Source organism: Hungatella sp. SL.1.14, from assembly GCF_024460495.1.
Classification (GTDB): Bacteria; Bacillota; Clostridia; order Lachnospirales; family Lachnospiraceae; genus Hungatella; species Hungatella hathewayi.
This window is the reverse complement of sequence record NZ_JANFYJ010000003.1, coordinates 111,568-132,588: the sequence shown is the minus strand read 5'-3', so window position 1 is coordinate 132,588 and position 21,021 is coordinate 111,568. Positions and strand designations below refer to the sequence as shown.

At 47.9% G+C, this 21,021-nt stretch carries 20 protein-coding genes; 3 read left to right on the top strand and 17 right to left on the bottom strand.

Features of this window, described 5'->3' with window-relative positions; genetic code table 11:
- Nucleotides 1-73: 73 nt before the first annotated feature.
- The 4 genes from NE473_RS04525 to rfbD all read right to left on the bottom strand — a co-directional run bounded on the left by NE473_RS04525 (nt 74) and on the right by rfbD (nt 4,881).
- Nucleotides 74-1,219 carry an MFS transporter gene (locus NE473_RS04525; protein ID WP_055649305.1) on the bottom strand — a complete coding sequence of 382 codons (1,146 nt, stop codon included), beginning with the start codon at nt 1,217-1,219 and terminating at the stop codon, nt 74-76.
- 287 nt (nt 1,220-1,506) lie between these two features.
- On the bottom strand, nt 1,507-2,610 hold the full coding sequence (locus NE473_RS04520) for an ROK family transcriptional regulator (protein ID WP_055649303.1): 1,104 nt from the start codon (nt 2,608-2,610) through the stop codon (nt 1,507-1,509).
- Between the two features lie 134 nt (nt 2,611-2,744).
- Nucleotides 2,745-4,028, bottom strand: a complete 1,284-nt coding sequence (locus NE473_RS04515) for a dicarboxylate/amino acid:cation symporter (RefSeq protein WP_055649302.1) — start codon at nt 4,026-4,028, stop codon at nt 2,745-2,747.
- A complete protein-coding gene (gene rfbD / locus NE473_RS04510; protein WP_055649385.1) occupies nt 4,018-4,881 on the bottom strand; it encodes a dTDP-4-dehydrorhamnose reductase in 864 nt (287 codons plus the stop codon). The genes NE473_RS04515 and rfbD overlap by 11 nt, the downstream gene beginning before the upstream one ends.
- Before the next feature lie 206 nt (nt 4,882-5,087).
- Between rfbD and NE473_RS04505 the strand changes: the two genes are divergently transcribed.
- Nucleotides 5,088-5,657 (top strand): nitroreductase family protein, encoded by a 570-nt coding sequence (locus tag NE473_RS04505; RefSeq protein ID WP_055649301.1) that lies wholly within the window; start codon nt 5,088-5,090, stop codon nt 5,655-5,657.
- Between the two features lie 70 nt (nt 5,658-5,727).
- Here the strand turns inward: NE473_RS04505 and NE473_RS04500 are convergent, their stop codons facing one another.
- Entirely contained in the window at nt 5,728-7,077 is a 1,350-nt protein-coding gene (locus NE473_RS04500; protein WP_055649300.1) for an amidohydrolase family protein, read from the bottom strand.
- 326 nt (nt 7,078-7,403) lie between these two features.
- Between NE473_RS04500 and NE473_RS04495 the strand changes: the two genes are divergently transcribed.
- A complete protein-coding gene (locus NE473_RS04495) occupies nt 7,404-7,784 on the top strand; it encodes a hypothetical protein (RefSeq protein WP_242663941.1) in 381 nt (126 codons plus the stop codon).
- A gap of 13 nt (nt 7,785-7,797) precedes the next feature.
- Nucleotides 7,798-8,445, top strand: coding sequence for a hypothetical protein (locus tag NE473_RS04490; RefSeq protein WP_055649299.1), 648 nt, complete (start codon nt 7,798-7,800; stop codon nt 8,443-8,445).
- A gap of 137 nt (nt 8,446-8,582) precedes the next feature.
- Here the strand turns inward: NE473_RS04490 and NE473_RS04485 are convergent, their stop codons facing one another.
- The 12 genes from NE473_RS04485 to NE473_RS04430 all read right to left on the bottom strand — a co-directional run bounded on the left by NE473_RS04485 (nt 8,583) and on the right by NE473_RS04430 (nt 21,021).
- Nucleotides 8,583-9,596: a LacI family DNA-binding transcriptional regulator gene (locus NE473_RS04485; RefSeq protein ID WP_022031050.1), complete on the bottom strand. Its 1,014-nt coding sequence runs from the start codon at nt 9,594-9,596 to the stop codon at nt 8,583-8,585.
- Between the two features lie 95 nt (nt 9,597-9,691).
- Nucleotides 9,692-10,453, bottom strand: coding sequence for an SPL family radical SAM protein (locus NE473_RS04480; protein ID WP_138312937.1), 762 nt, complete (start codon nt 10,451-10,453; stop codon nt 9,692-9,694).
- A gap of 16 nt (nt 10,454-10,469) precedes the next feature.
- The gene (locus tag NE473_RS04475) at nt 10,470-11,297 is read right to left on the bottom strand and encodes a carbohydrate ABC transporter permease (protein WP_006772581.1); all 828 of its coding nucleotides are present in this window, start codon (nt 11,295-11,297) and stop codon (nt 10,470-10,472) included.
- The gene (locus NE473_RS04470) at nt 11,297-12,154 is read right to left on the bottom strand and encodes a carbohydrate ABC transporter permease (RefSeq protein WP_022031053.1); all 858 of its coding nucleotides are present in this window, start codon (nt 12,152-12,154) and stop codon (nt 11,297-11,299) included. Before NE473_RS04470 ends, NE473_RS04475 begins: the two co-directional genes overlap by 1 nt.
- A 41-nt stretch (nt 12,155-12,195) precedes the next feature.
- Nucleotides 12,196-13,632: an ABC transporter substrate-binding protein gene (locus NE473_RS04465; RefSeq protein ID WP_118041290.1), complete on the bottom strand. Its 1,437-nt coding sequence runs from the start codon at nt 13,630-13,632 to the stop codon at nt 12,196-12,198.
- 289 nt (nt 13,633-13,921) lie between these two features.
- Nucleotides 13,922-14,920, bottom strand: a complete 999-nt coding sequence (locus NE473_RS04460; protein WP_242866072.1) for a hypothetical protein — start codon at nt 14,918-14,920, stop codon at nt 13,922-13,924.
- Nucleotides 14,921-15,185: 265 nt separating this feature from the next.
- Nucleotides 15,186-15,998, bottom strand: a complete 813-nt coding sequence (locus NE473_RS04455; RefSeq protein ID WP_039891252.1) for an HAD family hydrolase — start codon at nt 15,996-15,998, stop codon at nt 15,186-15,188.
- 75 nt (nt 15,999-16,073) lie between these two features.
- Complete coding sequence (locus NE473_RS04450) at nt 16,074-16,838, bottom strand: GntR family transcriptional regulator (RefSeq protein WP_022031057.1); 765 nt, start codon at nt 16,836-16,838, stop codon at nt 16,074-16,076.
- A 153-nt stretch (nt 16,839-16,991) separates the two neighbouring features.
- On the bottom strand, nt 16,992-17,804 hold the full coding sequence (locus tag NE473_RS04445; RefSeq protein WP_050797767.1) for an HAD family hydrolase: 813 nt from the start codon (nt 17,802-17,804) through the stop codon (nt 16,992-16,994).
- Nucleotides 17,805-17,858: 54 nt separating this feature from the next.
- Entirely contained in the window at nt 17,859-19,202 is a 1,344-nt protein-coding gene (locus NE473_RS04440; RefSeq protein ID WP_118042902.1) for an ABC transporter substrate-binding protein, read from the bottom strand.
- Nucleotides 19,203-19,227: 25 nt separating this feature from the next.
- Nucleotides 19,228-20,076: a carbohydrate ABC transporter permease gene (locus NE473_RS04435; protein WP_006772589.1), complete on the bottom strand. Its 849-nt coding sequence runs from the start codon at nt 20,074-20,076 to the stop codon at nt 19,228-19,230.
- 3 nt (nt 20,077-20,079) lie between these two features.
- Nucleotides 20,080-21,021, bottom strand: a complete 942-nt coding sequence (locus NE473_RS04430) for a carbohydrate ABC transporter permease (protein ID WP_006772590.1) — start codon at nt 21,019-21,021, stop codon at nt 20,080-20,082.

Genomic DNA, 21,021 nt, shown 5'->3' with positions numbered 1-21,021 from the left:
TCATCTTAGTTAAACTCCAGATGTTTTCAGTATATCATCCCGGCAGGCAGCGCGCAACCACCGGCGGACCATCTTATTTTGCCGAGCTGTGCCAGATCAGGAAAAATGCTGCCCCCAGCGCACACATCACAGCCCCGCAGAGCATGGCTGCCGGGAGAGCAGCCTGAGCCGCTGCGCCAAACAGCAGATTGGTGGCGATTCCGGTCCCTTCCGCCAGAACTGCATAAATACTTAAAACAGTGGCCCGGTCCGCCGCCTTCACATGGCGGTTCTGTATTTCCGTCTGAAGCGGCACGAAAAGACTGGCGGACAGCCTCAGCAGTACGATGCCGCCCACCGCCAGCACACGGCTTCCGGTCAGGGCCAGGACCACACAGGAAATCCCTGCGGCACCAAATAAAAGGAGTGCGAACCGCTTCATTCCTATTTGCTCCGTACATCTGGCCGACCAGACTCCGGCCATTCCGCTTACGGTCACCAGGATATAGATATATCCCATGCTGGCCGGAGCAATCCCGCACGCCTCGTATTTCAGCTGATTTAAAAACACCGTAATCGTCTGATTCGTCTCCCCCAGAAACGCCATCCCCACCAGAAGAAGCAGAAAGCGCTTATCCCTCGCCACCTCTTTCAGACAAGTCAGGAACCGGCCTTTTACCGGCTTACTGCGCTCTATTTCCTTTACTTCCTTTAAACCAAAGGACAGCACCGCCGCTGCCGCATAGGTCAGTACGGTCAAAAATCCCGCCAGCCGGTAATCATCGCCGACCACCACGGAAAACAGTAACGCCGCCGCCAGCAGTCCCACCGTATTTAAGAGGTTATACACGCCAAACACCCGGTGACTCTCCCCCTCGCGGCAGGACAGATACAGAAGGCTCACGTCACAGCCCGACATTCCTGCCATCACAACGCTTAACATGACCCGTTCCAGCAAAAAACCTCCGAACCCTCCTGCCTTCCAGAATACCACCTTTGACGCCACATAGATCAGGGAACTGATCACCAGCGTATTTTTATATCCGATCCTGTCGGCCACAACTCCCCACGGCATCTCCAGCGCGATGCACAGGACCAGTGAAATACTCTCGATCAGAGTTATTTCAAACACGGAAACCCCTGCCGCCTGCCGGTAAAGCGTGGCAATCGGCCCATAAAACACCATTCCCTGCAAAAGGGAGATTCCGTACATCAGATAGATATTTCTTTTTATATTCATAATTTCCACTCCATTTCAGGTACACAAAATAAGCCCTGCAGGATACAGCGCCAAAACGCATTACAATTCTTAAGCTGTTCATTTCTACGTGGGATTATTGAGATTGGAAATAGAATGGTTCTTCATAAGCCGCCTCCTTAACAGGCCGGTCAGCCTGTTTTTTCAGTATAGCATACTTCCTGGAGGCTGTAAAGGAAAGACCGCGGATTACGATTCCCGGCTTCATACACTCCGTTAAACTTTTAAAGGGACCAGGCGCCCGCCTGATCCCTCCTTTATGATAGTTCTTATGATAGTGTTTCAAAATAAGCTTCAATATATTTCATGGCCCCTCCAACTGCAGCCGCCTCCATGCCGTAGCGGCTGTTCTTCAGATAAAGGGCATCCTGTTCGAACATATTGTAGCCGCTCATGCTCCGGCTTAACTCGACCATATACGGTTTTATATATTCCCCAATATATCCCCCCAGAATGATATCGCAGTCAAAAGCCATACGCAGATTTGTCACCGCTATCGCCAGATAGCTTAAGTAGGAATTCCAGATCTCCCGTATGGTTTTATCACCGCTCTCCAGCCTCTGAAAAAACAGTTCCAGGCTGTCCCCGGTGTGATCCGACAAGACCCTGGCCGAGCAGTAGGCGTCCATACAGCCTTTTTTTCCGCAGTAGCACAGTTTTCCATCCGGTTCCAGAATCATATGGCCAAATTCCGCGCTCTTAAAATTGTCCCCCGCATAGATTCCCCGGTTCACATAGATTGCCCCTCCAACCGAATTGCTCAGGGATAGATACACCGCGTCCCGTTCCCGGTGGACAAACTCTGCCAGAGCCGCGCTGTTGGCGTCATTCTCAAACGACACGGGATACCGGATAAACTGGCTGACTGCCTGGAACTTCACGTTGTTCAGATGCAGAACGTGGGATCTGGTAATCAGTTCCCGGCTCTGGTCAATCACCCCCGGTATGGAGATTCCAACTCCCAGAATCTTTTCCGGCGCGGTGCCCGTCTCTTCCACGAAACAGTCCAGTTCATCCGCCAGTTCCCGGTAATACTCGTAGGAATTCTCGTAATTCTTTCTGATGCGCTTTTTCCCTGTTATGGTTCCTTTTAAATCCAGCATGACCATGCTGATATGGTTTAACGTGATATCCAGGCCCACCGCCATCTTCCATGAGGCGGTAATAGAAAGGGTTTTCGCCTTTCTGCCGCCGGTGGACTCGTATTCCCCAATCTCCTCTACAATACCGGATTCTGTCAGTTCCTTTACATTTTGCAGGACTGTAGGCATACTGATTCCTAATTCTGCGGCTATCTCCGGTTTGGATGTATGGCCTTTATAACGGATAAATTTTGCGATTTTGACCTTATTCTGCTTTTTTTTCTCTATCATGGGATCATCTCCGTAAGCATTCTTTTATGAATCGTTTTATCTAAGTATTATACAGGAGAGGAGAGGGAATGGCAAGGGAATACGATTATTTCAGCAGCGGAGCGTAGCAGTTCAGCAGCTTACAATCGTGTAGTTTAGTCCGCCAGCTTACCAGCCTCCGGATTTAGAAATACCTCTTTTTTTACTGCCTTTTCCTGGCAGGCGACAATCGTCGTGCACACAGCATCGCCGGTAACGTTGACGGCAGTCCGGCACATATCGAGAATCCGGTCAATTCCCATGATGAGCGCGATGGCTTCCACCGGAAGTCCCACGGATGTAAATACCATGGACAGGGTGATCAGGCCCACTCCCGGTACGCCGGCAGTCCCGATTGAAGCCAGGGTAGCCGTCAGAATCACGGTTATATAATCGGCCACGGACAGGCTGATTCCAAATGCCTGTGCGGCAAATACCACGGCAACGCCCTGCATGATGGCCGTTCCGTCCATATTAATGGTGGCTCCGAGAGGAATTGTAAAAGAAGAAATCCTCTTGGAGACCCCCATTTTCTGATGAAGGGTATCGATGGACAGGGGAATTGTAGCATTGGAGGTCGCCGTGGAAAACGCAAAGCCCATTACAGGCAGAAACTTCTTGATAAAAAGGAAGGGACTCAGCCCCGTAAAGCCTTTCAGCATCATCATGTAAACCACCAGACACTGTACGACCAGCGCCAGAAGCACGCCCGCCATATACTTGAGAAGCGGCAGAAACGCATCGAACCCTATCCCTGAAAACGTCTTTGCAATCAGGCAAAACACACCGTAAGGCGCCAGTTTCATGACCATAGTTGTCATTTCCATCATCACATCGTTAAACTGGCTGAAGAAATTGCCGACAGTTTCCACACTCTCGCCCAATTTTGCGAGAATAATCCCCACAATAAGCGCAAATAAGATGATCGGCAGCATATCCCCTCTGGCCAGCGCTCCCAGCGGATTGGTTGGTATGATATTCAGCAGTGTATCCGGCAGACTCACCTTATCCGCAACAGCGATCTCACTCCTCTCAATGGAGGACATATCGAGGCCTACGCCCGGGTTAATCACGTTTGCCACCAGTATGGCGGCCGTAATGGCGAGCGCCGTCGTAAAAAGATAGAAGAACAGCGTCTTCACTCCGATCGTTCCCAGCTTCTTCGTATCTCCCATGGCCATGCTTCCGCAGACCAGCGAGCAAAACACCAGCGGCACCACAAGCATCTGCATCAGCCGCAAAAATCCGTTTCCAACGACGTAGAAAATACCGCCGATCAGAAACTCATCGCGTATGGCACCTGCCGGCACGGCATAATGGAGCAGAATTCCCGTCGCAGCGCCTGCCAGCAGGCCAATGAATATCTTCGTTGTCAATCCTGGTTTTTTTCTATTTTTCATACGATAAAAAATCCTTCCTGTCTCTCATAAAGCGTTCCAGCATCAGTCTCCATTCCGGAAGCTGGGCAATTCCGGACATGCGCAGCATCATGTTGTCCAAAACGGAATACGACGGCCGCATGGCGGTCAGCTTATCGTCCACAGCCGCAACCGGCACCACCTCCGCCTTATGTCCGGAAAGGCGCACGATTTCCTGTGCAAATTCAAACCGGCTGCAGCTGCCCTGCCCGGTCACATGGTACAGACCATCCGGCGCAGAATCCATCAGTTCGATGATCTTCTCTGCCAGCTCCGATGCTCCGGTCGGCGCAGCGGTCTGATCAGAAGCCGCATAGATCGTCTTCCCCTCACCGGCCAGCTTCAGGATCTTTGAAAAATAGCTGCTGCCTTCCCCAAATATCCACGAACTCCTGACAATAATATGGCGGTTACAGAATTCCTTCACGAAATTCTCCCCTGCAAGCTTTGATTTTCCATAAACAGTCTGCGGATTCGGCGTATCAAACTCCGTATATGGAGTCTGTCCGCTTCCGTCGAACACATCATCCGTAGAAAGCTGTATCATCCGGGCCTTTCCCATTCGGGCCGCCACACTTAAATTCCTGGCTCCCAGGGCATTGACCTTAAATGCTTCCTCTTTATTCTCTTCGCACATGGCCACATCTGTGAGCCCTGCGCAGTTTACAATGAAATGCGGCCGGTTCATACCGGCATAATCCCTGACTGCTTTCGGATCGGTGATATCGACAGCATCAAGATCCGTAAGCAGAAGCTCTACCGGTGTATTCTCCAAAAGTTCCGTCATCTTGCGGCCGACTCTGCCGTTTGCTCCGCAAATCCAAACCTTCTGCATATGATTCATGAAATATCCTCCATTCTAAAATCGTGACAAGGTATTGTACCACAGACAGCAGGGGGCTGCCAAGGTGGAAAGCAAAAATTTTCAGGGTTCTTTTGCAACTTCCGCTTCCGGTATATCATAAAATTACAGATTCACAAATGGCTCAGGAACAGGTATAATGAGGAAAGATATGGATTGTCATAAAAGGAGGATTTACCATGTTAAAGGATTTAGTGACCCGCTGCAGGTCTTACCGGCGTTTTTATGAGGAAGAAAAAATATCGGCGGAGACGCTGCGGGAATTGGTGGATTTAGCCAGACTGACCGCTTCGTCTGCGAACTCTCAGGCGCTAAAGTTTCGAATCTGCAATACGGCAGTGGAAAATGAGCAGGTATTCGGTACTCTGAAATGGGCGGGCGCACTGCCTGATTGGGATGGACCTGAAAAGGGAGAACGGCCTTCCGCCTATATTATTATCCTCTGTGACCTTGCCCTGGGGAAGAATAAGCTTCAGGATGACGGAATCGCTGCCCAGACCATCATGCTGGGAGCGGTGGAGATGGGGTACGGCGGCTGTATGCTCGGCAATGTCGAGCGGACACGTCTGGCGGAGCATCTGGGAATTGATACCGCAAAATACTCCATTGATCTCGTACTGGCTCTCGGGAAGCCAAAGGAGAAAGTTGTGGTAGTGCCGGTTGGGGCGGATGGGGATGTTCGCTATTACCGGGACGAGGAGCAGGTGCACTACGTACCGAAACGAAGTCTGGACGAGATGATTCTATGATCCTTTATTACGAAAACAGCACTCCGGAATGTTCTTCCGGAATGCTGTTTTTTTTTGCGTCGTGCTTCAATCAGCCTGTGTATGCTCCAGCTTTTGTAAACAGAGCATGGCTTTTCATCGCCTGATTTGCCTCAGACAACACTTTTTCTTCGTCAATGGTCAAAAGCTTCCGATCTTTCATTACCAGTTTTCCGTTGATAATGGAATGTTTTACATCGGCTCCCGAGGCGCTCTCAATCAGGGTATTGACAATACTCCCGGTCGGCGTCAAATGGGGCTGGTCCAAATCAATGGCAATTAAGTCCGCTAAATTTCCACGGCGGACACTTCCGATACTGCTGTTCATCAGTGCCTGTGCTCCTCCCTCCAAAGCCATGGCCAGAAGGGTTCTGGCAGGCATAATCTCAGGATTTCCTGTGGTGATTCCCCAGGCCACATTCATGATGCATCGAAATGCCCGCATCTCACGGAATAAATCCAGGCCCCCATGGCCTGCGCCGTCGGAGCCAAAAGCCACGGGAATCCCGGCCGCGAGGAGACGCGGCGTCTGGGGAACGCCTTTGCCGCAGTTGCTGAACGGGCAGTGTACCACCTTAATCCCCCGATCCTGCACAATCTGAATCTCGGATTCGGACAGCATGATACAGTGGGCGGCAACAAACTGCGGCGATAACGCACCGATTCGTTCCAGATAGAGGAAAGGACGTTCCCCGTATCGTTCAATAAAATCCAGCACTTCGCTGGCATACTCGTTCATGTGGCATTCTGCCGTCACGTTCTGCTCCTTCGCCGCAAGAAATATCGTATAAAACAGGTCTTCCGTGCAGGCCATCAGAGAAGTTACGGAATAGTATACTTTAAGCAGGCCACCTTTCCCGTGGTATTCCCTGTGAAATTTTTCCAGGCGGGGCAATGCCTCCCTGGTGTCAATCCGCAGGCCATCCGGAACGCTTGCTCCGTCGGTGGTCTGCCAGGTCAGAGCGCCGCGCATCCCCATCTTCAAATACTCCTCTGCCGCTGCTTCGATATGAGGACCTCCGGCATCCACAAAGGATGTGGTTCCGCATTTTATCATCTCTGCACCGGCAAGTCTGGCTGACAGCGCCATGGTCTCTTCCGTCAGAGATGCTTCAAACGGCACATTGATCCGCTTCCAGATCACCGGCTTTTCGTCCAGCAGACTTCCCCTTAAGAACTGCTGGCTGGTGTGAAGATGGCCGTCAGTGAGGCCCGGCATCCACAGCAGATGCGGATCATCGATCACCGTTTCGGCCTGGCAGCTGATGGTCTGATCTGAATTATCCGTGTCCGCAATCTCCAGAATCCGGCTGCCGGAAATGGCAATCGTCTGATTTTTCGCAATGCTCATATCGGGCATCAGCACCGCTGCATTTTTAATTAAAATATCACATGGCAACATAAAGAAACGCCCCCTTCTCTTCTCCTGTAATGAGTTTAAATCCCGCCGCTTCCGGCAGATATTGTCTGTATTTATTATAGGAAAAAAGACGGGGGTGAAAAAGGACAGATGGGATAATTTGCAGAATTATTCTACAGCTTTCTGTGCGCAGATCAACAGGCACAAATTGAAAAATTCCAGAGCATCTTTCAATTATTTTTTATCTTTATTCGTACATATGTTCGATTGATTGGATTAATAGTGTAGCGCTACTGATTCAGACACCAATTACACACCACTCTTGAAAGGAGGAAGAAGGCCTGTTCACGACAGGCTTTCAAAAAAATATGAGCAGTACAGAATGGACTTACCACATGACAATCAGCAATCAGACAGGGGAAACACTCGTAGCACATAACGAGGAACGGAACTGGGGAATCTGGTACCTTGGAGGAAAGGATAAGAGCGCCCCTGTCTCCATCAACGCAGGAGAAACCAAAGAAGTATTTGGAATCCGGGCATCCAAAGGTACCGCCACCGGCTATCAGGGCCAGTGTACCTGGATTGGGGCGAGTGGTTCCCTGACTCTTTCCATCGAAGTTCCATACTCAAAAGACAATAAATCCTCATTAAAAGTATCCGGAATGTATAACGTAGACGGCTGGAATGAACTGCCGCCAAGGGGCCACCACTTCGATCACCTGCTGACCATTACAAAAGTGGATTAAGGAGGAACATACCATGGATATATCCAATTGGGAAGCATTAAAACATGATTTGGGAGAAAATACAGGCAAACCGCTGAGCCAGCTTTTGAATATTCCGTACAGCTATCCCCCAAAACCGGTTTTCCTGAGCCTGTCCGATCCCTGCGATATCCCTCAGAAATACTGGCCGGCTATCAATGATCCGATGTACGACAATATGATGAAGAAACAGCAGCTCGTTGACAGCTACTTTGGCGCCGTCCTGTATGTGGCCTATACCGCGCCCTCCAATATTCAGACCTTTCCGGCGGGCCAGGCGCAGACGACTACCATAAAAATCTCTCAGGTATCCGTCTTAAAACAGACAAATGTATGCTCCGTCGATGTCCGTTCCCTGATTAAGGGGGAAGCCTCCGGATTGCTGAAGGGCCTGACACTGAAGCTCACCACAGAGCTGGAGACAAAATTTGGCTACAGCTACAGTACGGAGACCACAGACACAAAAGAAAAAACGATTACGAAAACCGTAACCATCCCCGCATCCGACAAGGATCGCATCCTGGTTCCCTGGAATCTCTCCAAAATCCTTGTGGTCTACCGGAAACATAAAAAGAAAGGCATCTCACTGATCTGTGCGGATGAAACCATCGAACAGTCTGTGGAGAAATTCTATAACCTGTAGTCTGGAGACAGATCATACCACTGTTTTATGGAAAAAAACAAAAGTGGAGTCTGAGCATCAGAAGTATTTATGTACTCACTCCTGTTCAGACTCCACTTTCTGTTATACTTACAGCTCCATGCAGGTTTCCTGTCGTCTTACCGGGCTGCCACGCTGCTTCTCTCAATCAGCTGCGGTGCAAAGTAATACTGCTGATATGTGCCCCGCTCTTCCCCTATCTTCTGTACCAGCATTTCACTGGCAGCTTTTCCAAGCGTGGTGCCAGGCTGACGGACCGTGGTCAGCGGGACATCCATCACCACCGCCACCGGATCGTCATCAAAACCAATCAGAGATACATCCTCCGGGATACGAAGGCCCAGTTCTCTGGCCGCCCGCCATACACCGAGCGCCATATAATCATTTCCCGCGAAGACAGCCGTCACCCCCTGCTCCAGAAGGCGTTTTCCACATTCATATCCGGATTCAATCGAGAAATCCCCCTGCATCACCAGACCGCTGTCCATTGGTATACCATAATCTTTCAACGCTTTCAGATAGCCGCAGGTACGCTGTCTGGTAAACTGCTCTCCCGCAATATGACCGATCCTGGTATGTCCTTTTTTCAGAAGATACTCGGCCGCCAGATAGCCTCCCTTCACGTTGTCAACAGCCATGAAATCGCAGGGTGCCTTCTGTAAGTAATGTTCAATCAGAATCACCGGTACCCGGCATTTTCGCAGTGCCGCCTCGACCAGTCTCTGATTGGCATTCACTTCTTTTTCCCTCGGCAGAACAAGCAGAATCCCGTCCACATACCTCTTCTGAAGAATATCCAGGTACTTCACACACTGCTTCACATTTTCCTCACAGTTGCACAACAGAAGGGCGTACTCATTTTCCTGAGCACACTTTTCAATTCCCGTAGATATATTGGCCAGAAAAGGGTTCACTAGGTTTGGCAGAATAAGGCCTATCGTATGTGTTTTCCGGGTTGCCAGAGATACCGCAATCGGGTTGCAGGTAAATTCGTAACGCTCCGCAATCTCCAGTACTTTCTGCCGCGTCTTTTCAGAAATCCGGTAGTGGCCGGCCTTGTTATTTAAAATAATGGAAACCGTGGCCTCTGAGACCCCTGCTTCCCTGGCAATATCTTTTGCAGTGATTTTCATATAACGTCTCCAGTCTAACAGTACTTCCATATTTTTACAAAAGTGTACCTATCATTGTATATGAAAATCCCCTAAAAAGCAATGGTTCCAGTCAATCAGAACGGGAGCTGCTTTACCCGGCCGCTTCCCTGACAGCGGTGTATCACTGCCTCATATTCTGCGTCGCTCCCCTCCCGGATCAGACGTCTGTATTCCTCCATTAATTCCGGGCGTTTTTCCCTCAAATATTCCATTAGCCTGATCTCCTGTATGGAATCCGGTTTCATGTAGAAACGGTCAATATAGAGCGGAATATCCGGTCTTAAGGCGTCCAGCACCAGATCCACATCCGTGATTCCCGGCAGGATGGGCGCAAATGTCGCAATCACCGGAAGCCCCGCTTCTCTCAGCCGGTTTCCCGTCTCAATCCCCGCATGCCCTTTTCCAGCCTTAAGCTTTTCTATTTCATCCAGTCGGCACAGTTCTGTCACGATACACAGCTCTTTCATCCCCCTCATTAAATCCAGATCACGCTCAATCAGAAGCGACTTCGCGCTGGTACAGATGGTAAGAGGTATACCGTGTTTTTTGATAACTTCCACACACTGTCTCGTCAGCCCGTACGTCTCCTCCACCGGCATGTACGGATCGCAGTAGTCGCCAATGTAAAGCCGGACTCCCTGCGGCCATCTCCCGCACTCCTGGTCCAGTACCTCTGCGATATTGATTCTAATGGCGATATTGCCTTCCCATCCCTCCCGTTCCAGCCAGTAGCAGAACGGACAGCCGGACACACAGCCATCGTAAGGATTGATGTAAGGCTGGCCGTTCTCCGTTATTTCTATTGCTTTTTCCACCCTGGTCTCGTAGATCATCATGTTCTCCAATCTTTCTTTATTCTTTTACCGAACCAGTTACCATTCCATTGATAATCTGCTTCTGAAAGATGATAAATACCAGAAGCGACGGAATGAGGACAATTACAGCCCCCGCCATGATAACGCCATAAGCGGATCCCTCCGAACTGTTCAGCTGAGCGATTCCTACCTGGACCGTCCTCATCTCGTTACGGTTCGTAATCAGCATGGGCCATAAGTACACATTCCAGATTTCAACAAATGCTGTGATAAATACGGTAACCAGAATCGGTTTTGAAATCGGAATCAGAATTCTGGTAAAGAAGCGGATATCTCCGCACCCGTCCATCTCAGACGCTTCTTTTATAGAAACCGAGACCCCCAGAAAATACTGTCTCATAATAAATACACTGGTCGCAGAGCCAATAAACATAATAATAATCCCCTGATAAGTATTAATCATATGAAGCTTCGATATGGTCTCATAATTGGTGAGAAGCGTCGCTTCACCGGGAATAAGCATAGTCCCCACAGTCAAATAAAAAAACAGATTCTTTCCCTTAAAATCAAAGCAGGCGTATCCATAAGCGGCCAGGGCCGCCGTCACCACGCGCAGACAGCACGTGATTGTGGTTACAAAGAGCGAGTTCCAGATAAACCGCAGCATCATCGTATTTTCCCAAACCGCATGATAGTTGGAAAAGTCGATCCGCCTCGGGATCATTCCTGGATTCAGGCTCAGGATCTCCGTACTCTTCATAAAGGAGGTGCCCAGTGCATACAACACAGGAAATATGACCAGAAGTCCGATTCCTGTCGCCGCGGCCTGATACAGCACGCTCTTCCATATCCTGCGTTTTCCCATCAGTAATGAACACCTCTCTTCTCCCAGATAAACGAAATAAGAATAACCGTAAATCCAATGATAAAACCTACCACAGCCGCCGAATACGAAAGACCATAATTATATACGTAGAATCCTTTCTGGTACATATAGTACATAATGGTAGATGTGGAACTGTCCGGTCCTCCCTGGGTCAGGATAATCACGGGTCCTGACATCATCAGTGCGCTTCCTACGTTGACACAGAACAGGTAAAACAGGGTTGGACTTATCATGGGGGTATAGATATAGCGCACCTTCTGCCACATCCCGGCGCCTTCTGCGGTGGCTGCTTCCAGCAATTCTTCCGATACCGACCGGACTGCGGACAACAGGAATATGTAAGTCAGCCCCAGTCCCATCCAGATGCCAATGATAATGATCGCCCACAGCGCATACTTCTTATCCGTAAACCACATAATATTTAAGTGAAACACATGATTGACCAGTCCCAGATTCCCATTTAAAAGAAGCTTGAAAATGACAGAAGCTACAGACATGGACACCGCCATGGGCATTGCATACATCAGTTCATAAACGGGAGAGAGGCGTCTCCCGGACGCGGAGATCAGCGCCAGGAGATACCCCATCAGAATTGTCACCGGTATGACAACCAGTGCATACTCGAATGTTACAACAATGGATTTTAAAAATGTTTCATCACTGAACAGTTTCCGATAATTTCCCAGCCCTACGTATTTCACAGGCATATTACCGGAATTAATTAAAAACAGACTCTTAAACAGCGTCTTAACTGCCGGATAATAAATAAACAGCACCAGGAAAAACATGGATGGCAGTATCAGCAGATATGGAGTTATTTTCTTTTTTCTTTTCAACGTTTCCGCCCCTCTCCCCGTATATACTCTCGCGAAGGATCTTACTCTTCGACCGGATTCGCCTCATTGTATTCATCCAGCGCTCTGTTGCACTGCTCCGCCATGCTGTCCACGCATTCCTGTGCCGTGATCTCTCCTTTGGCCCATCTCAAAGAAGTATCTCTGAAAATCAGCTGGAACTCCTGCTGAGTCGGCGCCAGATGCTCCTGCACCTTTGGGTTGGATTTCATAAGGGAGTCAAATGCCACACGGTAGCTGGGATTGTCTTTCAAAAACGCTTTCATCTCTTCCGTTTCCATAGTTTTTCCATTGGTCGGTATATAGCCGGTTGCGATACACAGTTTTGTCTGCGTCTCTGCCGAGGACCAGTATTTCATAAATTCCCATCCGGTATTCACTACATCTGAATCACCTCTGTCCAGAATATAAAGGGAGGTTCCCCCCGGACATACTCCGCCTTTATCCGTATCCAAAACCCTGGGAAGTTCCGAAATGCCCAGCTCAAATCCATTCTCATTGGCCGCTTCAATGATTGAAGTCATAGCCCAGTTTCCACCGCAGAACATGGCGCTTAAGCCTGAACAGAACTCGTCCTTGGGCTGATCGTCCACATCAACACTCTGCACAGCCCCCGTATCGAGAACCTTCTGCCACTCATTCAGGAGCGTCAGCATGGTTCCATCCTCATCAAAGGTCACCTTCGTCATGCGCCCTGTCCTGCCGCCCTCATTGTTGCCGATGAAATGGTAATCGCCCTGGCCGCCGATCCAGTTGTTTAAATATACATTCTGAAGGCCAAGGGTGATTCCGTACTGTTTCACCGTATCACCATCTTTAATCAGCAGTTTTTCCGCGCAGTCAGCCATCTCCGCAATGGTCTTCGGCGGTTTTTCCGGATCGAGCCCCGCCTTCTCAAATGCAGTCTTATTATAATAGAAGATCATGGCGTCGCCTGTAAATGGGATACTGTACTGTTTTCCTCTGAAATTATACGTATCCCACAGGGACTGTACCATGTCCTCCTTCTTAAAATCTGCATCCGTCTCGAGAAACGAATCCAGAGGAACGACATTCTTTACTGTGCTCATGTACTCCACATCGCCGGCATAAATAGTGACAAGGTCAGGCATATTCGCTACATCGTTTGCCAGGATCAGCGCTTTTAGCTTACTTACAATGTCTTCATCCTGATAGACCGGCACCACCTTCACTCCAGCCAATTTACCGGCGGTGTCGTTAAACTCCGGAATCAGCTGCTCTTCGATAAACTTTCCGTTGGAGCCGCCCCGGTTGTGCCACATAATCAATTCTTTCTCCTGTGCCGGCGCGTCCCTCTGTTCCCCCGCATTCTCTGTCTGTGCTCCTTCCGGTGCATGGGCATCTGCAGTTTCCTTCCCTGTTCCGGAAGAACAGCCCGCTATCATCACCCCTGCCATGACAGCTGCAAGTACTGCTGAATATAACCGTTTCCTTTTCATAGAAATACCTCCTTTTTTCTTATGCTAAAGCGCTTTAGCAACTTTCCCTCATTATACACCTTTCCTCCTTTTGTTGTCCAGCATTTTGTCGATTTTCTTTAACAATTTATCTTATATTTAACCAGATTTAGGGCATCGCCTGCGGCCAGGCGGAATATAACAAAAATACCTCCTTTCCGCAAAAAACCTTTGATTACTGGTTTTGCCGGAAGAGAGGCATTTCACTTCTGATTTTGTATATATTCTCTAAGGTATGTATTCATACATCATACTTTTTACTTCTTAATATTTATAGATACCCGGCAATCTCATCATCGGAGCCAGCCGGATACTGTTTAAAAAGTTTTATTACTTTTTCCACATACCGCTCATCCAAATCCAGAATATTTGCTATCTGGCTGCTTGATAATTGCTTCTTGTATTGCTTCCTGATAAAATTAATTTTTGTTTTTTCCATTCCCATTAATATGCCCCGTACTTCTCCCCGTACTTCCCCATCCGCAATCAGCTCATCGATCGCCTGGCACATATCCATCTCCTCCTCTCTCTTAGACTCCAGAATTTTCTGCAGCCTCTTCTGTTCTCCAATCAATGCAAGGGCCGCCGCCTTGGACTCACGGTCCATACGATTGATCTCTTCCCTGTGAACTCTTGTATATTCATAGAGTTTTTGTTTGCTTTTATTATATTTTACCAGCCCAAAAACGTGTTGTAAACTGGTCTTATACTGATCAAGTTTCTCTCCTTCCCTGATATCGATCAGGTTAATCTTATAATCAGGAAGACATTTTTTCACCAGTGCTGTCTCTTCCCATCCCTCATCGATTCCCATCATTTCATACAGGCTTTTCGGCCCATCCCAGGCTTCGTTCCCATAGTAAAGGGTCAGGGTCACAACAGGTATGAGTCTGTCAGCCTTCGTAACATGTGACAGAAAATCAGCACCTTCCAGCTTATCCCCTTCTGCTCTGTGCTTTTCTTCGATTTTTCGTATCTGCTCTGTATAATCGAGTGCATCATACATCATTTCCCGAACGGCCATGCCATAATGGACCTTCCCCTGATTCTCACTTGCCACAACACAGAAGTATGCCCCAAACTCTGCTTTCATGACGACATCTCGACGTCTCTGAATCGTTCGTTTCACCCCGTCCTCATCAACGACCACAATTCCCGCTTCATTCTTAAGCAGGCTTAATTTATCTGCTGCCAGCACCTGTTTTCCGTGAAAAACATTGACATTGATAAAATCAGCAAACCTGTCTCTGTCCTCCAGCAGTATTTTCATATAATAATCCTGCTCTGCCACTTTTATCACTCCCTCATAATTTAGTTTCTTTCGTATCATGGAATAAAATTGGCAGACTTGCCAGATTACATGATTATCACAGAATAAGAATTTCTATGGAATGATTATAGTATAACATGGCCTCAGGAAAAACACAAGTAATAAATGTTTTTTTTACTTTCAAACTATTTAATCATAAAAATCTGTCAAAGGTATGCCGGTGCTTTCCCAGTGAGTAATCTTAATATTCTTCTTTGCCTCCCCCTCACTCACTAAGCACAAACTTTTCAATCGCCTCCTTTACCCCCAAATCCCGTTCTCCGGCAGTGACGTAATCCGCCGCCGCTTTCAGCTGCGAATCAGCATTTGCCACCGCCACACCAATACCGGCCTTTTTGATCAATTCAATATCATTCGTATGATCTCCTACCGCCATGACACAGTCAGCCGGTATGGAAAGATATTCTAAGAGTCTCGTAAGGCCTGATGCCTTGGAACAGCCGCCTGCCACTATCTCGATCGAAAACTCTCCATACTGAAAAAAACTGATCTCGTTCCGATAATATTCCAGTTCATCTGCAAAAGCTCCAATGATACCTGATCTCGCATCGTCCAGGACATAAATTTTATGCACGGTCTGATTCCAGACATCCGGCGTGTTTCCCAGAGTTTGATCATATCCTTTATATTTACCAAGGCGCTTCCTGATCCACTCCGTTCTTACCAGAGGACATTCCCGGTCTGTAAAACTAAATATAACCGTAAACTGGGGATTCCTTTCCATATATCGCTGTGTAATCTCCTGGATTATTTTTGCATACAGCATCTTACACCAGATCATCCTCCCCCTGTCATACAAAATACTTCCGTTATTTGCAATAAACGGTACCGTAAGCTTTGCATCTCCTGCATAGGACTCTGCGCGGTAAGGCATTCTTCCTGTCGCCAGCGTAAACTGGATCCCCCGTCTTTTCAGTTCCTCGATTGTCTGAATTATCTTTTCATTTAAGTGATCTTCTTTGTGAATCAAAGTGTCGTCAATATCACTTACCACCAATTGTACCGGAAATTTATTCATTCTAAAAACCTCCTGATTTAATAATACTCCCTCTGCAACAGAAAATCCCGGCAGAATACACATCTGCCGGGTTCTTTATTTCAAAAATGTAATACCGTGTTCTATGTCTTCCACATCCACCTCCAGCCTGATGGCATCTCCAATCCAGGAGGTGACGGAATACTCGTACGGTAAATTGTCTTTTAAAAAGGATTTGCTCGTGATCTGGAGAATCAGTGTGTCATACGTGATCTTCAGCAGTTCTATGTCAGATACCGAAGGTCTTACAGCCTCGATAACATTTTCTCTGCGGTCTATCTTCAAATGATATACTTCCTTCAATGTCTTCGAAAGAGAGCCTTCCACACATAAGCCTTTTTTATCCAGTTCCGGGGTGAAGACCGCAGGAATCCAGATTCGGTTAATGGCAACCGGGTTGCCATCGACGCGGAAAATCCGCTTAATGAAGAAAATATCTCCCTCATAGTTTAATGCACGGCCAATATACTCATACGTCGTGTCAAAATGGCTCAGTTCCACAATCTCAGGGCTCTTGTCAATCTGTACTCTGCCCGCCTGCCCCGGCAGTCCCAGCTTATGAAGAATCGGATTCGGCTGCGATTTCAGGAAAGATCCGCGGCCTCTGTAGCGGACAATCAGACCGTCCTTTTCCAGCTCCGCAATGGCCTGCCGCATGGTAACCCGGCTCACTTTATATGATTCTGCCAGTTCCTTTTCCGCCGGAAGTTTTCCGTTTTCATCTACAAGCTTGTTAATCAACAGCTTGTTTTTCAGATCGACATAGATCTGGTAGTAGAGTGGAATAGGTGATTCATTCATGATACCATTGCTGTTCCCCATTTATTTCATTCCTCTTCTGATCATTTTAGTGAAACACTTCGCCAAGTACTCCCGGGCCGGGCGGCACTCGATCAATTATTCCCGCCGTCTGTGCATCGCACATCCGGCAGAAAACAGTTTTTATACACATTCAGTATATCATAATTTCCCAGATTATGGAACTCCATTGCCTGACAGACAGAACTTTTTCACCGCCTCAATCACCCCACAGGCGCAGGCGGAAGCGGCGACATAGTCCGCCGAACTCTTCAGAATTTCATTGGCATTTGCCACCGCAACTCCGATTCCCGCTTCCCGGATCATTTCCAGATCATTTGTAAAGTCCCCGCAGGCCATCACCTCTTCCATACCAATCCCCATAAGTCCCGCCAGTTCCCGGACTCCCGTCGCTTTATTACACTGTACCGGCCCCAGCTCAACCGCTACATCGGAGTACGTCGTTATCCAGTATTGAGAGGAATATGGCTTTAAAGCCTTCCTGATCCTTTCTATTTTTCCTGTTCTGTGTTCATCCATAAACATGATTTTAACAAATTTTTGTTCTTTCCAGTCCACTGCATGAAAATCCAGCAGCTGCTTAAACCGGTTTCCTAATTTCCGGTGCTCCGCAACGTAATCAGTAACACTCAGAGCGCGCTCCTGGTAAGCGTCGGAACAGGTTACCGTAAGCCCCACCCGGTTTGCGTCACTTATGATGTCCCTGATTGGATCTGCACAGAAGCCTTTCATCAGGACGCAGGTGTCATCCACAAACACACACGCTCCGTTTGCTGCGATATACGGTTCCGTGACATGCAGCTTCAACCGGATATCCTCGATTAATTCCTTCGTTCTTCCGGAAGCGAGAGAAAAATAAATGTGTTCTTTTCTGCACTGATCCACAATCTGAATCAGCTCCGGGATTACGGTTTCCGAATGATCAATCAAAGTGCCATCCACATCGCACACAATTAATTTTACCCCCATGGTTCCTCCTGCTTCTGCGGGCTGCCGCACCTTTGCGGCAGCCATATCTGATTATCACTCATTTAAAATTTCCATACACTGCTTTTCCGTCTTATCGAGAACCTCCTTGGCAGAGACATTCTCGTCCATAAGGAACTCCGTGACCATGTCTTTGATGGCCTTATGCACTTCCGGTCCCTGTTTTGAAATCGGTCTGGCCAGAATGTACTGCAGCTGATCCACCGCTACCTTAAACTGCGGCTTTTCCGCGTAGAAGGCCTTCATGGCATCACTCTCCACAGCACTGTTTGTCACCGGAACGTATCCTGTATTCTGCGACGCATAAATCGTCTGCTCATCCTCCAGCACCCATTTCATGAATTCCCATGCTGCATTGGTTTCCTCCTCGCTCTTATTGGAGGTAATAATTAAATTGGCGCCTCCGGTTGGAATTGCAAACGTTTTATTTCCCGGCAAAAATGCAGTCGCGCAGTTAAATCCGTTGTCCTTTGCCACATCCAGAAAGTAATTGATATCCGCTACTGAAGCAAAAAGCATGGCACAGTTCTGAGATGCAAATTCCGCTTTCGACATATTGCTGGAATCGCTTCCAAAGAGAATGTTAACTCCTCCTGTCTTCTGCAGATCTCTCCAATAATTTAATACAGATTCACCGGCTTCATTATTAAAGTCAAAGCCATTTTCTTCTTTGTTAAAAATGGTTCCGCCTGCCTGTCCTAAAAATGCCTCAAAATACCATTCATTTACGATCGGGAAGCACAGGGCATCTTTCCCCTGCTCCGCCATCACTTCCGCGTAATGGGTAAGCTCATCCCAGTTTTCCGGTCCCTTTGGATCGAGTCCTGCGGCTTCCAGCATATCCGTATTTACGAACATCAGAGGCGTACTGCGCATATACGGAAGCGCGTAAAGCTTTCCGTCCACATAGGAATTCGTCATCAGACCTGTATTAAAGTTGTTCAGATCATACCCGTCCCGGGCGACAAGATCCGTTAAATCCCTTGATATTCCCGACCGGGCGAACGTACCTACCGAAGCCGTTTCGTTCATCGTAATGGCTGGTGCCTCCCCTGCTGCAAAAGCGGCCTGTGTCTTGGACTGCACATCGTCATAGCTGCCCTGATAGGAGGCCACCACCTCAATCTTATCCTGGGACTCGTTAAACCGTCTGGCCAGCTCCTCGTTTGTCTCTCCGATCTTATCTCCCCAGGCATACCAGAACTCGATTTTTACCTTTTCTCCTCCGTTATCGGCTGCCGCTGTCACGTTCTCCGCCTGTGTGGTTCCCTGGGTATTATCAGGCACCGCAGCCGTCTCTTCAACAGCCTTCTTTCCGCAGCCGCTTAAAAGGGTGCCGGCAACCAGCAAAACTGACATCATAGCTAATGTTTTCTTCATCTTACACCTCTCCTTTTCTTTCTGTTTACTTTTCTCCTGTATATGTAAACGCCCGTATGATCTGGCGCTGGGCACAAACAAAGACTATTAAAATCGGCAGAACCAAAATCACATTTCCTGCCATTAATACGTTCCAGGAAGCGCCGCCTTCCGTGTTTTTCAGCATGGAAACACCGATAGAAAGCGTGCGGACCTTATCATTGGTTGTCATAACAAGCGGCCAGAAATAATCGTTCCAGCGGCTGATAAATGTTAAAAGCATCAGCGTGACGATGGTTGGTCTCGCCATCGGAACCATAATGTGCCGGATGATCTGCCACTCGCTGGCCTGATCCAGCCTGGCCGCCTCTAAAAGTTCTTCCGGAATCTGCATAAAACTCTGCCGCAGCATAAATATGCCAAACGCACTAGTAGAAAACGGAAGAATCATGCTGGCATAGGAATTAATCAGCCCCATCCTGGAAAAGATCAAAAACAGCGGCATAAAGATCAACTGTCCCGGTATCATAAGCGTCATCATCGTAATTCCAAACAGGATTGTCTTTCCCCGGAATTTACACCGGGCAAATGCATAAGCAGCCGGAACAACAAAAAGCAGCTGCAGAATCATGCTGGAAAATGTAATAATGGCACTGTTTAAAAAGAAATGGAGAAACGGCCCCGATTTCCATGCCTTTATATAGTTCTCAAAATGAAAATCAGACGGAATAAAAATCGGTGGATTTGTCAGAGTTTCCCCGATGGACTTGACTGACGTGGATACCATCCAGACAAATGGAATAATAAACAGCACCAGCAGTATGGCAAACCCGATATACTGTATCACCGTCAATACTATTTTTTTCAATCGGTATGTCAGTTGCAATCGTTTCACCCCCTATTGGTAATGTACTTTTCTTCCCAGTAAATTAAAATAAATAATCGTCATAATTCCGACCAGTACCAGCAGCACGACTCCCGCCGCAGAGGCATATCCCATTTTATAAAAACGGAAGCCATTCTGGTAGATATAGTAAACCAGTGTATTGGTGGAATTCATTGGTCCTCCCTCTGTCATGATGGACACGGTCTCAAACGCCTGAAATGAGGTCAGGGTATTCATGACCACCAAAAAGAACAGATTCGGCGAAATCATCGGGAGAATGATCTTAAAAAAGGTGACGATTCCGGGCGCCTTATCGAGCAGTGCTGCTTCGTAAATCGACTTTGGAATACTCTGCAGCGCCGATATCAGGATCAGAGTATCGTATCCAATCAGCTTCCAGACAGATACCAGCACCAGCGACATCAATGCCGTGTCCGGCCGCTGCAGCCACATGGAGGGCTTGACGCCAAACAGCCCAAGCAGCCAGTTTAAGAGCCCATAGGACGGTTCCATCATCCACATCCAGATAAAGGACACGGATACCAGAGATATAATGTGGGGACTGAAAATTGCTCCCTGTACAAAAGCAAACATTTTTCCCGGATGGTTTAACCAGACCGCCAGCACAAGGGCAAGTACGATCGCTATTCCAACGGAACAGAATGTATAAATCAGTGTATTGGACAGCACCTGATGAAATTCCGCCTTGGAAAACAGGGTGATAAAGTTCTTCAGGCCGACGAAATCCTTGGTTGGACTTATAAAATCCCATTTAAAAAGACTTAAGTAAATCATGTAGAAAATGGGATAAATATAACAGAACAGAAAAACTGCAATCGACGGCAGAACCATCATATACGGCCGGATCCCATCACGGAATGAGGTCTGTTTCAGAAGTGTCTGCTTTGCTTTCCTCCTGCAAAATGCGTGGGAAGCTTTCCGCTTATCTCTCAT